This is a genomic window from Olsenella sp. AGMB03486, from assembly GCF_040884255.1.
Classification (GTDB): Bacteria; Actinomycetota; Coriobacteriia; order Coriobacteriales; family Atopobiaceae; genus Olsenella_L; species Olsenella_L kribbiana.
In genome coordinates, this window is record NZ_JBEVTM010000001.1 from 22772 (window position 1) to 37694 (window position 14923).

The following is a 14923-nucleotide window of genomic DNA, read 5'->3' on the forward strand; positions in this document are numbered from 1 at the left end:
TCCTTTGTGCCGGAAGCTTCAGCTTCCGCAATTGTACGTCTTTGAGGCGCAATGAAAGACTTGCATAGACAACCGGATATCTGGATATGCCAGATGGCATGTCATGCCATGTGTCGAAACGTGCAGCTCTGCTCGGCAGAGATGGGGCAGCAAGCTGGGCCCTGCCCTTGCTGGTGCCAGAAACGACATATGTCCTGCATAAACTCTGAAAGATATGCGTCAGCAGGGATAGCGAGACGTGAAAGACGTGTCTTGTGGAATGCAGCCTGCACAAGCGATATCCGGATGCGGGTGGCGCTTCGAGAGATCGAGGGAGCCTCAGGACAATATCTTTGAAATCCTGCAAGCCCTCGCGTTCTTTGCGGGGATTCTGAAAACCATTCTCGAGATCGCGGAAGAGGTGGTCAGGATCAGAAGGGAACATAAAGCATCATAAGGAAGACGCACTTTAACGAATGAAGCCCGGTGGCCACCGGGCTTCTGAGTAATCAACACCTGCGCCGCCCGCGCCGCGTTAAGGATTTCGGGCATCGCTGGTGCATCTCTATTGCACCCGCATCTGCCATCTGACAACGATAGCTGATGTTTGCAAGAAGGCCTCAACTCACCTTCTCATCGCTTCCACAGTTCTGTGGCTCCGGCAACGCTGAATAGGCAACCGCTCACGGGATGCAGCGTTCAGCCGAAATGGCCCGGACATAGAAGGCGGCTAGGATGTAGTGCGCCCGAGCTCAGGCTCGGCACAGAGAGAGTTAGGAACAGAAAGGTGAGAGGCATGGAGTCTAAGGAAGACATCCTGACGCTGCCGCACGACCAGATTGAGGCGCTGCAGCTCGAGGGAATCAAGAAGACCGCCGTCCAGTGTTACGAGAAGATCCCCTTCTACAAGAAGAGCTTCGACGAGGCGGGCTTTGATCCCTATTCCATCTCCAGCCTCGATGATGTGAAGAAGGCTCCCTTCGTTACGAAGCAGGACCTGAGGGATGCCTATCCGTATGGCATGCTTGCCGTGCCGCTTTCCGAAGTGCGCGAGATCCATATGTCCTCCGGCACGACCGGTGTAGCGACCGTCGGCGCCTATACAGAGCATGACCTGGACTTCTGGGGAGAGTGCTTCGCCCGTGGCATCAGGTATGCCGACGGCGGACCGAACGATGTGGCGCAGATTGCCTATGGCTATGGCCTCTTCACGGGCGGCCTCGGTGCCCACTATGGTGCCAAGGCAGCAGGATGCACGACGATACCCATCTCGGCCGGCAACACCGAGCGCCAGATCAGGGTCATGCGCGAAATGGGCTCGACCATCCTCTGCTGCACGCCGAGCTATGCCATGCATATCGCAGATACGGCCATCTCCATGGGCATCGATCCTGCCCGCGAGTTCCATCTGCGTGTCGGCATCCACGGCGCAGAGGCATTCTCCGACAACTTCAGGAAAGAGCTTGAGAAGAAGCTCAACTACAAGGTCCTCGATGTCTATGGCCTGACAGAGACCATGGGACCGGGTGTCGCCGTGGAGTGCCTGGCACAGCAGGGGCTCCATATCGCAGAAGACCACTTCCTCTGCGAGATCATCGACCCGGCAACAGGCCAGGTGCTGCCCGACGGCGAGTGGGGAGAGCTTGTCGTCACCACCCTTGACCGCGAGGCATCGCCCGTCTTCCGCTATCGCACGCGCGACATTACAAGGATTCTTCCGGGCTCCTGTCCCTGCGGACGCACCCACAGAAGGATTGACCGCATCCATGGGCGTACGGACGATATGCTCATCATCCGCGGCGTCAACGTCTTCCCGAGCCAGATCGAGAACGTCATGGAGACCTTCGACGAGGTGTCCTCGTGGTATCAGATCGAGCTCACGACGAAGAACTATCTCGACGTCGTCACGCTCAAGGCAGAAGTCAATCCGGACTTCGATTTCGACTCGACTGGTGCCATCGAGAACCTGCAGAATCGTATCCAGGCAGCGCTCAAGACAGCACTCTCCGTCGGCGTGAAGGTGCGCCTCGTCGAGCCGCAGTCGCTGCCCAGAAGCGAAGGCAAGGCAAAGCGTGTCATCGACAAGAGGGGACAGGAGTAGCGATGGTAGACCAGCTGACAGTATTCCTGGAGAACGAAGAAGGACGCCTCGCAAAACTCTGCCGTGCTCTGGCAGACGCTGGCATCAACATGGATGCCTTGACCCTCATGGATACACCTGAATACGGTGTCGTGCGCATCCTCTGCGCGAACCCTTCTGCCGCACGCGATGAGCTCAACAAGCGCGGCTACCGGGCGTCCATAACGAAGGTATCGCTCATCAAGCTGCCTGACCGCCCAGGCTCTCTGGCAGACCTTCTGGGCATCCTCGATGACCTCGATATCCCGGTCGAGTATGGCTACTGCTTCCAGGTGGCAGGAGACTACGCCGTCGATGCGCTCAAGATCTCCGACCCTGCAGCAGCCTCGAAGGCGACCTTCGCAATTGAGGAGGCAGGCTTCAAGGTGCTGAGCCTCGAGGACCTGAAGAGCCTCTAGATTGGTATAAAACACGTGAAAGAAGGAGGTGCAGCTGCATGGCTGCACCTCCTTTCGCAATGTCTGGTATGTGTCCGGTCGCTGTGGTTTTAAGGGAAGATGCGAGGACATGCCGCTCTCGTGGCATCCTAGAATGCATTGGCTACGCGAGAGAAAGGAGCTCCATGAGCGATACAACCATCCTGGCGATTGTTGTTGCCGTTCTTTTGGGGTGCCTTCTGGGAATGCTCTCGTCTGCCGCAGCTGACCGCAAGCGCAGGAGGCGCGAAGGTACGGTCGAGATGCGCAGAGGAGGAAGGCACGAGGCTTCCCGCCACAGCAGGAGATAACCTCCCATAGCAGCTGGCTGGGCCCGCTTCGGTGGGCCCGTTTCTTTGTGCAGAGGCATGCCTGCGCGCCGGCCTCAAAACCAAAGGCTCCCTGTTCTTCGGCGTGCTGCCGCACATGCCGCATCTTCGGTCCGGCAGATCATGTGTCTGCGCTCTCCAGGAAGAAGCGGGCCCTGGCTGCCTGCCGTGCGCCCATGCGCATCTGTGCGGCCGTTGCCGGCATGAGCGTCTCCTGCGGGACCTGGCTGACATGCAGGAATGCCAGGGGCAGCACCTGCAGCGTCCTGATGCATCTGCGCTTCTTGTCCTGAAGGATGAAGAGGGCCTTTTGCTTCGGCGCTGCCATTTCCTGCGGGCAGGATGGCATGCTAGAGCCAGATGGCATTGGCCAGACCTGCAATGGCAGGCACCGTCAGGATGGAGAGGAGCACCGATATCACGACAGTCTCGACGGCGTAGGAATAGTCGGCATCGTGCAGCTGGGCATAGACGGCCACATTGGATCCTACCGGGCAGGCAGAGGCGATGAGCAGCGCCATGCGCATCTCGTAGCTCGAGATGGGCATCAGGGTCAGAAGCGCCAGAGAGGCAAGAGGGGCCAGCACGATGCGGCAGAGCGCGACACGGTAGTTCTGGCTGCGTGTGAACATCTGCTTCAGGTCGGTCTTGGCCAGATAGACGCCGATCGTGAACATCGCAAGCGGGGTATTCAGGGCTGCCACATCGTCGAGGCATGTCGCAATGACAGAAGGCAGCGGTGCCTGCGTCGCATAGAGCACGATGCCTATGAGGGCTGCAATCATGAAGGGAGCCGAAGCAAGGCTGTGCAGCACCTCTTTGGCAGTAGGTGCGGGCTCTCCCTTCTCGTGCGTGATAAGGCTCACGCCGTAGGTCCACTGCCCTATGTTCATGAGGGCAATGAAGCCGACATTGTAGAAGACGCTCTGGGCACCGACGGTCGCGATTACCAGAGGGATGCCGAAGAAGCTCGGGTTCGAGAAGGTGGCAGCGAAGTTGCCGATAGCGTCCTTGCCGCAGACGATGCGGGCCACCACAGCCGCGAGGACAAGGAGCAGAAGCGAGACAGCCGTTCCTTCGACGAGCGCTGCCGTATGCTCTGCCGTGTGCTCGATGAGGAGGGACTTGATGATGACAGCAGGAAGGGAAAGATAGATCAGGATGTTGCCGATGACCCTGTTTCCCTCCATCGTGATCTTGCCGGCACGGAACAGCGCATAGCCGATGCCGACCAGAAGAAACATCACGAGCACCTTGAGAGCCAGCACGGCAGACATGTTCACGGGAAAGCCTCCAAATCTGTGCTGCCGAGCCCTGAGGAGAGGCACCTGCAGCCTCTAGCCATGATAGGGCAGAAAGACTGCCTGCCAACATGAGGATCTCTTCCGGCAAGATTTCCTCTCTGTGGAACCCAGTCCTGTGCTCCAGGAGCGAAAAGGAAAGAGGGACTGACACTGACGGTCCAGAGCCTTCTGGCCAGGATGCTCTCCGATGCGGCCCTGCGCCATTTCGGCCCCTCGGTACGTCGCCCCTGCGCTTTCCGGACTCTTCCCGATCGGGTCCTTGCCATCTGCCCTGATGTTTCAGCCGGATCCGCAGGAAGGGGAGAGACCTGGGCTGCAGCAGGCAGGCATCTGCCTTTCATGCCCATGGCCTGAAAGGTCGTTCAGGAAACTTCTGCCCAATACGTCAGTTTGGGCTAACTTCTCGGCTGAATGGGGTAGTATCGGGAGCGGAACGGAACATATCGGGCTCTTCGGAGCCTTGGGAGAAAGCAGGCAGCACATGGACAGGAGCCAGAAGCAGGCAGAAGCCTCCACTCTCGGCTCGCTCGAGATAGGCGATGTGGCGCGCATCGACAAGGTCGGGGGATCGGGCGCACTCCGCCAGCACTTCCTCGATATGGGCGTCATCCCAGGAGCGGAAATCAGGCTCGTGAAGTACGCACCGATGGGCGATCCTATGGAGTTCGAGATCCACGGCTACGAGCTGACGCTGCGTGTGGCAGATGCGAAGAAGATCGACTGCACCCTGCTTTCGCCCAAAGAGGTGGCATCGCAGCGCAAGGCAGAGGAAGAGCACGTCGAAGTGCTCGAGCATGAGCCGGCGCAGACCCACCCAGGTCTGGGCGAACCTTCGCAGGGCGCCCATACGGACGTCCGCACGAGCGACCACTCCCATCCGCTTCCGGCAGATGCGACGCTTACGTTTGCCCTTGCTGGCAACCAGAACTGCGGAAAGACGACCCTCTTCAACCAGCTCACGGGATCGAACCAGCATGTGGGCAACTTCCCGGGCGTCACGGTCGACCGCAAGGATGGCGCCATCATCGGACATCCCAATACGCGTGTGACCGACCTTCCGGGCATCTATTCGATGAGCCCATACTCTTCGGAAGAGATCGTGAGCCGCCAGTTCATTCTCGACGAGAAGCCTTCCGGCATCATCGATATTGTGGATGCCATGAACATCGAGCGCAATCTCTACCTCACGATGCAGCTCATGGAGCTCAATGTCCCCATGGTCGTGGCTTTGAACATGATGGACGAGGTCCAGGAGAATGGCGGCTCCATCGATGTGAACCGCATGGAGGATATCCTGGGGCTTCCTGTCGTGCCGATTTCAGCCGTCAAGGGCGAAGGCGTGGACGAGCTTGTCCAGCACGCCCTGCATGTCGCACGCTACCAGGAAACGCCGGGTCGCCAGGACTTCTGCGATGTCCATGACCATGGGGGAGCGGTGCACCGCTGCCTTCATGCTGTCATGCACCTCATCGAGGACCATGCAGAGCGTGCACAGATTCCTATCCGCTTTGCCGCGACGAAGCTCGTTGAGGGCGATGCCGCCATCGAGAAGGCACTGAAGCTCGAACCGAACGAGCATGATGCGGTAGAGCACATCGTGCACCAGATGGAAGAGGAGCGCGGCCTCGACCGTGCTGCCGCCATTGCAGACATGCGCTTCTCCTTCATCTCCAAGATCGTGCGCGCCTGCGTGATCAAACCCGAGGAGTCGAAGGAGACAGAGCGCTCCCGCAGGATCGATGCAGTGCTTACCGGCCGCTATACTGCCATCCCGATGTTCATCCTCATCATGGCAACGATCTTCCTGCTTACGTTCAATGTGATAGGACCGTTCCTCGGTGACCTCATCTCGCAGTTTGTGGACTGGATAAGCGGCATGGCAGATGCAGGCCTTACTGCCGGCAATGCGAACCCGGTCCTCCATTCGCTCCTGATCGACGGCGTCTTCAATGCAATCGGCACGGTGCTGCCGATCTTGCCGAACATCGTCTGCATGTTCTTTTTCCTGTCGCTTCTTGAGGACACGGGATATATGGCCCGCGTTGCCTTCGTAATGGACAAGCTGCTCCGCCGCATCGGCCTTTCCGGCCGCTCGATCGTCCCCATGCTCATGGGATTCGGCTGCACGGTGCCTGCTGTCATGGCTACACGCACGCTGCCGTCCGAGCGTGACCGCAAGCTCACGATTGCCTTGACGCCCTTCATGAGCTGCTCTACGAAGCTCACGATCTATGGCTATTTCACGGCAGCCTTCTTCCCGGGCAATGGCGGCTTCGTTATCCTTGCTCTCTACCTTGCAGGCATCCTGATCGGCATCCTCTGCGCGAAGATTGCGCACATGACCGTCGCGAAGGGCGAGGCTGTCCCCTTCGTTATGGAGCTTCCGAACTACCGCATGCCCTCTGCCAAGTCGGTGCGCCAGCTCCTCTGGGAGAAGTCGAAGGACTTCCTGACCCGCGCCTTCACGGTCGTCTTTGCTGCAGCCGTGATCATCTGGGCGCTCGAGACCTTCAGCCCGACCTTCGATATGGTGAGCGATCCTGCCGACTCGCTTCTGGCTGCTGTCGCAAGCTGGCTCACCCCGATCTTCGCGCCGCTCGGCTTTGCAGACTGGCGCATCACGACCGCGCTTATCGCTGGCTTCATGGCAAAGGAAGTCGTCGTCTCGACGCTCTCCGTCCTCTTTGGCAGCCTGGCCGAGCTCACGGCTGCGCTCACGCCGCTTGCGGTCATCTCCCTCCTCGTCTTCTGCCTTCTCTATACACCCTGCGTCGCTGCCATCTCTGCCATCAAGCGCGAGCTTGGCGGCAAGTGGGCGACCGGCATCGTCTTCTTCCAGTGTGCGGTTGCTTGGGCGGCTGCCTTCCTCGTCCATACGATCGGCATGCTCCTCGGCTTCGCGTAGCGCATCTGAACTGATAGCCTGGAGATAGCAAAAAGCCCATAAAGCCGGAATGCATACGGCTTTATGGGCTTATCATGTCTTGAGGAGCTTTCAGCCAGGGAAGGGAGCGCATATGGCACAGAAGATGGACTCCGCGAGTCTCGAAGATTACCTGAGGGCGCTCTTCGAGCTGGCAGACGAGACAGGAACGGTTCACAGCGTGGAGGTGGCACGTTCGCTCGGCGTCTCGAAGCCAAGCGTGCATCGCGCCGTCGGAATCCTCGCAGAGCATGGGTATCTGACAGCTGAGCCGTATTCGCCGATCGTGCTTACCGAGGCAGGCAAGGAGCGCGGACGTGCGCTCGAGCGCCGCTACCAGACAATCTATGACTTCCTTGTGCAGGAGCTCGGTGTCGATGAAGAAACGGCCGCCGAAGAGGCGCATGGCATTGAGCATGCACTCTCCGACGGCACGACGGAAAAGTGGATGGAGCGCTTCGGCAGCTAGAGGATGAAGGATGCGGGACCCTGCTTGGGCAGGTCGCGCTCGGGATTGACCTTCCTCGAGTCTGCATAGCTGATGATGAGGCCGCCACGGGCAGCATAGTAGGAGCAGAGGGCGCCACAGCGCCCGAGCGTGATGTCTGCCTCGGGCCAGACCTTCCTGAGCTCGTCTCTCATGAACTCGGCTCCGCCTACATTGTCCACATGGGAGATGTAGCAGGGGCCGCCCGAATAGCGGTGCATCTGCATCTCGTGGATCATCGCACGCGCAGCCTTCTTGGCGCCACGGACCTTGCGCAGCACCTCGATCTCGCCTTCGGGGCTGCCGGTGCCGATCACATGCACATCGAGCGCATTCGCGAAGCGGGCAACTGCCGGATTCACGCGGCCACCCTTCGCGAGGTTCGAGAGGTCGGCGATATCGAAGAGGACATGCACGTGGTGCTGGTAGGCAAGAAGCATGCGCATGAGCTCCTCGAAGGGGATGGGCTCCTCTCCGAGCTCGGCAGCACGTGCTGCAAGAAGCGCCAGATCCTCTCCGGCGGAGCGGGAATCGACGACGGCGATCTTTGCCTCTGAGTGCTCTTCCAGATACTGGGCAGCTGCAAGACGGGCGGCATTGCAGGAGCCTGAGAGCTTGCCGGTGATCGTGATTGCAATGATCTCATCTGCGCCCTGGAAGGCAGCAAGCCACGCATCAGGGCTCGGGCAGGAGGTCGAAGCCGATCCCTGGTTGAGCGACATGCGGTCGCAGAACTCGGCGAGATCGAGGCCTTCCTCGTCGACGTAATCGGTCCCATCGAGCGTCACGGTCAGAGGGACGCTCCGGAAGTCCACGCCGTCGAGCGCATACACATTGCTGGAAGAGTCGCAGACGACCCTGATTCCCATACCACCATCCCCAATCGGTGCGCACACTGTTTCAGGACCATTATCGGTCAAGGCAAGACGAGGTCAATGAATATGGACAAAGACCAGCTGTATTGAAGAGACCTTGAAGCCTTACGAGAAGCTCTCGACGAGGGCTTCATATTCCTTCGCCTCTGCTGCCTCGACGTCTTCGTCTGTCCCCTCATCGAGATGGGCGAGGCGCGCATGGTCGAAGTCGTTGAGGGCGGTGGCAATAGAGGCAAGCACCGGAGCTGCAGGAGCCAAGACCTCGATGTCCTGGGTCTTGCGCTCTGAGTCTGCACTCTGATCTGCATCCTTGTCCTTGCCGGTGCCCGTGCCGACGAAGCCACGGCTCTTCAAGTGCCCCAGGGCGCGTGCTGCCTGGCTCTGCGTCACGCCGGCATAGGCTGCGATCTCCTTCATGGGACCGCAGGTGCCGCAGTCCCTGAGATAGAGCAGGACCTTCATATCGGCCAGCTCCAGATCATGGGCAGACCCTGCGACATCGAGGTAGCGGTCGAGGAGCTTGGCAGAAAGATAGAGGAGCCCGAGCGGGTTTGCCTGCATATCGGGATCGAGCTGTGCGGTCACGCGCTCGCGTCCGAGCTTCGTGCTCAGAGGTCCGGGCAGGACGCCGCCGTCTGAGGCAGAGTCGATATAGAAGCGGTAGATGTCCGGACGGCGTGCGGCATAGTCGTCCTCGTCCATGATCTCCTTGTAGAAGTTCTTGTAGTACTCGATCACGTTGATCTTCATGCGGATGGTATTTGCAAGCGAGACACCCTGCGTCGCAAGAGAGCCCCTCGTCTTCTCGTAGTAGTAGATCGGCACATGCAGGGGATAGATCCTGGCAGTGTGGAGCACATACTCCATATTGAAGATGAAGTCCTCGCACCAGCTGATCGAGGGATCCATGCGGATGTGGTGGCTCTCGATGATCGAGCGCTTGTAGAGCTTGTTCCAGACGACGCCCCAGTAGAAGTCGGAGGGAGACTCCATCATGAGGTCGGCGTACTGCTCGCGCGTGATCACGTCCTCGGAGTCGATGTCGCTCTTCCTTGCCACGCGGCTGCCGATGACACGATAGAAGTCTGCGATGACCATGTCGCAGCTGTTCTCCTCGATGCCACGGACCAGAAGCTTCGTCGCATCGGGCGTGATCCAGTCGTCAGAGTCGAGGAACTGGATATAGGTGCCCTGGGCTGCATCCATGGCACAGTTGCGGGTGCTCGAGACGCCGGAGTTCGGCTTGTGGATGACATGCACCCGGGAGTCGCGCTTCGCATAGGCATCGCAGATGGAGCCCGAGGAGTCGGTCGATCCATCGTCTGCGAGGATGAGCTCGATATCGGTGAATTCCTGGCCGAGGATCGAGTCGACGCAGCGCTCGAGCTTCTTCTCGGCGTTGTAGACGGGCACTATAATGCTTACCTTGGGTTCCATGGGACTCCTTCACATAGGTTCCCTTCAATTCTATACATCGAGGCAGAAAGGTTTTGCGGGGTGCAGGAAAGACCGCAGATGGAAGAAGCGCAGCAGGCGCTTGCAGAGCATTTCGGCTATCAGAGCTTCCGTCCTGGCCAGGAAGAGCTCATCGAAGCGATTCTGGCAGGGAGAGATGCCGTAGGGATCATGCCGACAGGGGCAGGAAAGTCGCTCTGCTACCAGATTCCTGCAGCGGTGCTTTCAGGCCTCACGATTGTCGTCTCGCCTCTGATCTCGCTCATGGGCGACCAGGTGCGCTCGCTCAAGGAGGCAGGCATCCGTGGCTCCTATCTCAACAGCTCGCTCACTCCGGGACAGCAGCGCGTCGTGCTCGCGCGTGCTCTGGCCGGCTGGTATGACCTCATGTACGTGGCGCCTGAGCGCCTCCAGGACCCTGCGTTTGTCGCCTTTGCACATGAGGCACAGATTCCGCTCCTTGCGGTCGATGAGGCGCACTGCATAAGCGAGTGGGGGCAGGACTTCCGTCCGGCCTATCTGGGCATCCGGGAGTTTGCCGAAGCGCTGCCGAAGCGCCCGGTCGTGGCCGCCTTCACGGCGACTGCGACCCGCACGGTCGAGCGTGACATCAAGAGCCGCTTGGGCCTTAAGGACCCCGTCTCGGTGCATACGGACTTCGACCGGCCGAACCTTTCCTTCATTGTCAAGAAGCTCGCGCCGAAGGAGCGCCTGCGCTATATCGAGCGCTATCTGGCTGCGCACCGCGATACCTCAGGCATCGTCTACTGCAGGACGAGGAAGCGCACCGAAGAGGTCGCAGCAGCGTTTTTCGAAGACGGCTTCCGTGCTGCCACCTACCACGCCGGTATGGAGGCGGACGAGCGCACCCGCGCACAGGAGGCCTTTGTCCAGGACAATGTCTCTGTCATCGTCGCGACGAATGCCTTCGGCATGGGCATCGACAAGTCCGACGTCCGCTTTGTCATCAATGACGGCCTGCCGCTCACGCTCGAGGAATACTACCAGGAGGCAGGACGTGCCGGCAGGGATGGAGAGCCCGCCGAGTGCATCCTGCTCTGGAGCGACGGCGATATCCGCCTTGCACACTTCCTGATCGACCGCACTGAGGTGCCGGAAGGGTCGGGACCTGATGTCCTGAAGGAGCGCATCCGCTGCCGCGAGCAGCTTTTGGGCTCCATGATCGGCTACGCCGAGAGCACGGTCTGCCTCCGTGCCCGGATGCTTCGCTATTTCGGCGAGAAGGCAGACATGGCCGGAAACTGCGGCGGCTGCTCTGTCTGCGTGCCCGCGCTCGGCGAGCTTCCGGCGGCACGTCCGCGTGTCTTCGGCGGTGCGACTGAAGCTGCTTCAGTCTCTTCCTTCGACGAGGCGGGAGACGATGCAGAAGAGATGTTCCAGAGGCTGCGTGCCTTGAGGAAGCGCCTTGCAGACGAGCGCCATATCGCGCCCTACATGGTCTTCTCCGATGCGACGCTTCGCGCCATGGTCCGCCGCCGTCCCCAGACGGAAGACGAGATGCTCGAGATATCGGGTGTCGGCCAGGCCAAGCTTTCCCGCTATGGCGCGTATTTCCTCAAGGAACTCCAAAGCTAGCGGCAACAATCTGCAGCAAATCGGGTAGGAAATGTGTTATTAGAGGTGACAGACAGGAGCAGGCGTGGCGACAAAGCCGAAGATGAAGGTGAAGGCACAGGTCTCGAGCACGAAGGGAAGTGCTGAAGAGCAGGAGCGCATGGGCTCCGTGCGCAAGAGCGTCGTCTTTCTGGCTATCGTCGCTGTCATCTATATGGCCTACCTTGTCCTCTCCGGGCAGTTCGGGGAGTTCATGGCGGCCTTGGGCTCCATAGATAAGGGCTGGGTCGCGGCAGCCTGTTTCGCCTATGTCATCTACTACTTCTTCGGTGTCCTTGCCTATGTCCTTGCTGTCATCAAGGACCCGAAGTGCCCCTTGGGCATCCGCGACCTCATGAGCGTCGAGGCGTCGGGCATCTTCTTCTCGAACTTGACGCCGAACGGCGCAGGCGGCGCGCCTGCCCAGGTCTACCGTCTCATGCGGGCAGGGCTTTCTGTCGGAGCGGCAGGTGCTGTCCAGTACACCCGCTTCATCATCTACGAGGCAGGAGAGGGCATCTTCGCTGCCCTCATGCTCATCTTCCGGGCCCAGTGGTTCATGGACACCTATGCCGATGCAGCATGGCTCGTGGCGCTTCTCCTCTTCGGCTTCAAGGTCATCGAGGTCGGCGTCCTTCTGGCCATCTGCTTCTTCCCGAAGGTCGTGACGAAGGTCGGCCTCTGGATCATCAAGATCGCCACGAACCATGGATGGATGAAGAATCCGGACAAGTGGCGGGAGATGGCAACGGTCCAGGTGGACGAGTTCTCGCGCGGCTTCCGCTCCGCTGCCAAGAATCTGCCTGAGCTCGGGCTCACGCTTCTCGTGACGCTCCTGCAGCTCAGCTGTCTCTATGCGCTGCCGTGGTTCGTGCTCCATGCCTTTGGCCAGGATCCGGATCTTCTGACCTGCCTTACGGCAGGCTCCATGCTCGAGCTTCTGACCTCTGCGATTCCTCTTCCGGGCGGTACCGGCGGCGCCGAAGGCGGCTTTGCCGTGCTCTTTGGCGGCATGTTCGGCGACGCGAATGTCGCAGCAGGCTATGTGGTGTGGCGCTCGGTCGAGTATTTCCTGCCCGTGCTCGCGGCGATCCCTCTTCTCTCGCTTCGTTCCGACAGGGGGCAGAGCATCGCAGCGCGCTGGGCACGCTTCAAGCGCCGTACCGGCTCAGCGACCTTGAAGCTCGCTTCGGGCGGCCGCTCGAAGGGCGGCATCAGCGTGAATCCGAAGAAGATGCAGAACAAGGACAGGAAGTAGCCTCCTGCATGCCGTCTGCCGACGCTTCGGTGCAGGGCGTCCGTTTGGAGCAGCGCAACCCCTATTTCCTACGCATACTGGGTATGTTGCAAGTCTATTGCTGCACGAGCAGCCAGCCAGGGAATGCGAGGATCATCCATGAACATCATCGAGCGCTTTGCGTCGAACCCCGAATACTCTTCGAAGGCACCGGAGAGGCTGACCTTTGTGGCCCAGCCCCGTACCATCTATGCGCCGCTTGCAGGCGAGATCGTCGAGGACGAGGTCGAGACCATGGGCCTCTTCGGCAAGGGCGTAGCCCTTCATCCGGCAGCAGAGATCGTCTATGCGCCGATTTCCGGACGCATCCGTGCGACGACGGTCACGAACCATGCTATCGGCATCACCACCGCTGACGGCATCGATGTCCTCATGCACATCGGCATTGGCACCGTATCCATGAACGGACGCGGCTTTGTCCGCTTCGTGCAGGCGGGAGACGAGGTCAAGGTAGGAGATCCGCTCATCGCCTTCGACGACCAGCGCATCCTCGATGCCGGCTACAAGGACACCGTCGTCGTTATGGTCACGAACGCAGACGAGCTCGGGCCTGTCACCTACGAGGTCGACGAGTCCGTGAAGCTCGGCTCGCACCCCGTCGTGAAGCCGGGCGAGCTCCTGATGAGGGTCGCCGAGAAGTAGGCCAGCGGCGCTTCTTTGGAATGAGCAGGAAGACGGCCAGGAAGGCGCAGACTGCGGCGCCTTCCGGCTTGCCGGCTACGGTGAAGCCTATGGCTCCGAGTGCAAGGATTACGAACTTGGCATGTGTCGGCTTGAGCCAGGAGCGCTCTGCCTCCCTGAGCTCGCGGTCGGTCTCCGACTCCTCTCTGTCTTCCTCTGCCCTCTTTTCCTTGGACGTGTGGGACGCGGCATCTTTGCCTGCCAGTCGCCCCTCTTCATCGCCGTAGTCCCCAGAATATCTTGCCTGTTGCCACCTCTATGCTCTTGAGCGGCTTTGTGCGCGGCTTTCCGTACCAGGGATTGCGCAGCAGTTCGTGGAAGGTGAAAGCCGCAGCCTCTGCCTCTGAAGCAGCTGTCGTCTCTGGTGCCTTGCCGCTGAAATAGGTGACGCACTCTTCAAGCGTGCAGGCCTTCCAGGAGTCGGTTGCCGGGTCCATAGGCGCCATGCGCCTCTGAGAACTCATGGGCAAGGTCGAGCGTCTTTGCCTGAGGCAGCGTGATGCCTGATTTCTTCAGGAAGGCAGGAACATCCTTTCCGTAGAAGACGATGAGCTGGGCAGAGGAGAGAATCTCCTCTATCTCGGGAGCCTGCTCGCGCGGGGTCTTCCTGCCCTCGACCATGGCGGGGAGATGCGGGTCCTCGTCTCTGCCCTGCTTCCAGCTCTTGCGCCTCTCGGGGCGCACAAGCTCGTCGAAGAGGATCTCTCCGGTGCCGTCTGCAACGGCGAGGGCAAGCGCTTCATCTCCGGCCTTTGCGTTGGGTCCGGTCGTCAGGCACCCTATGGCTGCGATGGCTGCCGGTGCATACGATTTGAGCCCTTCTTTTCTCCCCATAGCTCTCTGCCTTCCTGAGATGGTTGCAGATTGATTCTGGCACAAGCCGCCCTTCGTGCGTATTCGTCCTGCCAGATGCCGCCAGCCTGTTAACAATAGGGGAAAGACCTGAAACTATCTCATAGCCTTGGATACAATTCTTCATACTGTCCATCGAAGGAGGGCTCATGGGATACAGCGACGAAGATGCTCAGAACCGCGCCATCATCACGGTGCTCGGCAGCGACCGATCCGGCATTGTTGCAGCCGTGACGGGAGTGCTCTCGGAACACGATGCCAATATCCTCGATATCTCGCAGACCATCCTGCAGGGGATCTTCACGATGACCATGCTGGTGGACCTGAAGGACACCGACGTGTCGTTCAAGGCGCTCCAGGCAGAGCTGCAGGACCTTTCGCAGAAGCTCGATGTCCAGATCACACTGCAGCGTGAAGAGGTATTCCGCTTCATGTATCGTCTCTAATCTAAGGAGGCAGCGTGTCACAGGAAGACAAGCAGCCCGACACTCAGACGGGTGCCGGAAGCACGGCATCTGCTCCCGAGGTACCCGTTTCCAAGCCACAGATTGTTCCCGGCAAGGAGCATAGG

Annotated in this window: 14 protein-coding genes; 9 read left to right on the top strand and 5 right to left on the bottom strand. The window is 59.9% G+C overall.

From position 1 onward, the window contains the following. The first annotated feature begins 775 nt into the window (after positions 1-775). The 3 genes from ABVS03_RS00105 (at position 776) to ABVS03_RS00115 (ending at position 2846) form a co-directional block, all read left to right on the top strand. Positions 776-2080 (top strand): phenylacetate--CoA ligase family protein, encoded by a 1305-nt coding sequence (locus tag ABVS03_RS00105; protein WP_330970874.1) that lies wholly within the window; start codon positions 776-778, stop codon positions 2078-2080. Positions 2081-2082: 2 nt separating this feature from the next. Next, a complete protein-coding gene (locus ABVS03_RS00110; protein ID WP_330970875.1) occupies positions 2083-2517 on the top strand; it encodes a hypothetical protein in 435 nt (144 codons plus the stop codon). A 164-nt stretch (positions 2518-2681) separates the two neighbouring features. Continuing rightward, the gene (locus tag ABVS03_RS00115; RefSeq protein WP_368017517.1) at positions 2682-2846 is read left to right on the top strand and encodes a hypothetical protein; all 165 of its coding nucleotides are present in this window, start codon (positions 2682-2684) and stop codon (positions 2844-2846) included. Positions 2847-2985: 139 nt separating this feature from the next. Here the strand turns inward: ABVS03_RS00115 and ABVS03_RS00120 are convergent, their stop codons facing one another. Both ABVS03_RS00120 and ABVS03_RS00125 read right to left on the bottom strand, forming a co-directional pair. After that, positions 2986-3192, bottom strand: a complete 207-nt coding sequence (locus ABVS03_RS00120) for a hypothetical protein (protein WP_368017518.1) — start codon at positions 3190-3192, stop codon at positions 2986-2988. 22 nt (positions 3193-3214) lie between these two features. After that, entirely contained in the window at positions 3215-4141 is a 927-nt protein-coding gene (locus tag ABVS03_RS00125; protein ID WP_368017651.1) for an AEC family transporter, read from the bottom strand. A 508-nt stretch (positions 4142-4649) separates the two neighbouring features. On the opposite strand from ABVS03_RS00125, the gene feoB reads away from it, so the two are divergent. Next, positions 4650-7073, top strand: a complete 2424-nt coding sequence (gene feoB, locus ABVS03_RS00130) for a ferrous iron transport protein B (RefSeq protein WP_368017519.1) — start codon at positions 4650-4652, stop codon at positions 7071-7073. Positions 7074-7185: 112 nt separating this feature from the next. Continuing rightward, the gene (locus tag ABVS03_RS00135; RefSeq protein WP_368017520.1) at positions 7186-7560 is read left to right on the top strand and encodes a metal-dependent transcriptional regulator; all 375 of its coding nucleotides are present in this window, start codon (positions 7186-7188) and stop codon (positions 7558-7560) included. Here the strand turns inward: ABVS03_RS00135 and ABVS03_RS00140 are convergent. After that, the gene (locus ABVS03_RS00140; protein ID WP_330970879.1) at positions 7557-8447 is read right to left on the bottom strand and encodes a DegV family protein; all 891 of its coding nucleotides are present in this window, start codon (positions 8445-8447) and stop codon (positions 7557-7559) included. The two genes, ABVS03_RS00135 and ABVS03_RS00140, sit on opposite strands and share 4 nt — an antisense overlap. 111 nt (positions 8448-8558) lie before the next feature. After that, a complete protein-coding gene (locus ABVS03_RS00145; RefSeq protein ID WP_330970880.1) occupies positions 8559-9890 on the bottom strand; it encodes a glycosyltransferase in 1332 nt (443 codons plus the stop codon). 78 nt (positions 9891-9968) lie between these two features. Here ABVS03_RS00145 and ABVS03_RS00150 point away from each other — a divergent pair, with 78 nt between their 5' ends. From ABVS03_RS00150 to ABVS03_RS00160, 3 genes are all read left to right on the top strand, one after another. Next, entirely contained in the window at positions 9969-11504 is a 1536-nt protein-coding gene (locus tag ABVS03_RS00150; RefSeq protein WP_368017521.1) for an ATP-dependent DNA helicase RecQ, read from the top strand. A 64-nt stretch (positions 11505-11568) separates the two neighbouring features. Continuing rightward, complete coding sequence (locus ABVS03_RS00155; RefSeq protein WP_330970882.1) at positions 11569-12780, top strand: lysylphosphatidylglycerol synthase transmembrane domain-containing protein; 1212 nt, start codon at positions 11569-11571, stop codon at positions 12778-12780. Positions 12781-12918: 138 nt separating this feature from the next. Further along, positions 12919-13461 (top strand): PTS glucose transporter subunit IIA, encoded by a 543-nt coding sequence (locus ABVS03_RS00160; protein WP_368017522.1) that lies wholly within the window; start codon positions 12919-12921, stop codon positions 13459-13461. A gap of 435 nt (positions 13462-13896) precedes the next feature. Here the strand turns inward: ABVS03_RS00160 and ABVS03_RS00165 are convergent, their stop codons facing one another. Further along, a complete protein-coding gene (locus ABVS03_RS00165) occupies positions 13897-14334 on the bottom strand; it encodes a hypothetical protein (RefSeq protein WP_368017523.1) in 438 nt (145 codons plus the stop codon). A gap of 167 nt (positions 14335-14501) precedes the next feature. Between ABVS03_RS00165 and ABVS03_RS00170 the strand changes: the two genes are divergently transcribed. Continuing rightward, entirely contained in the window at positions 14502-14798 is a 297-nt protein-coding gene (locus ABVS03_RS00170; RefSeq protein WP_330970887.1) for an ACT domain-containing protein, read from the top strand. Positions 14799-14923: the final 125 nt, after the last annotated feature.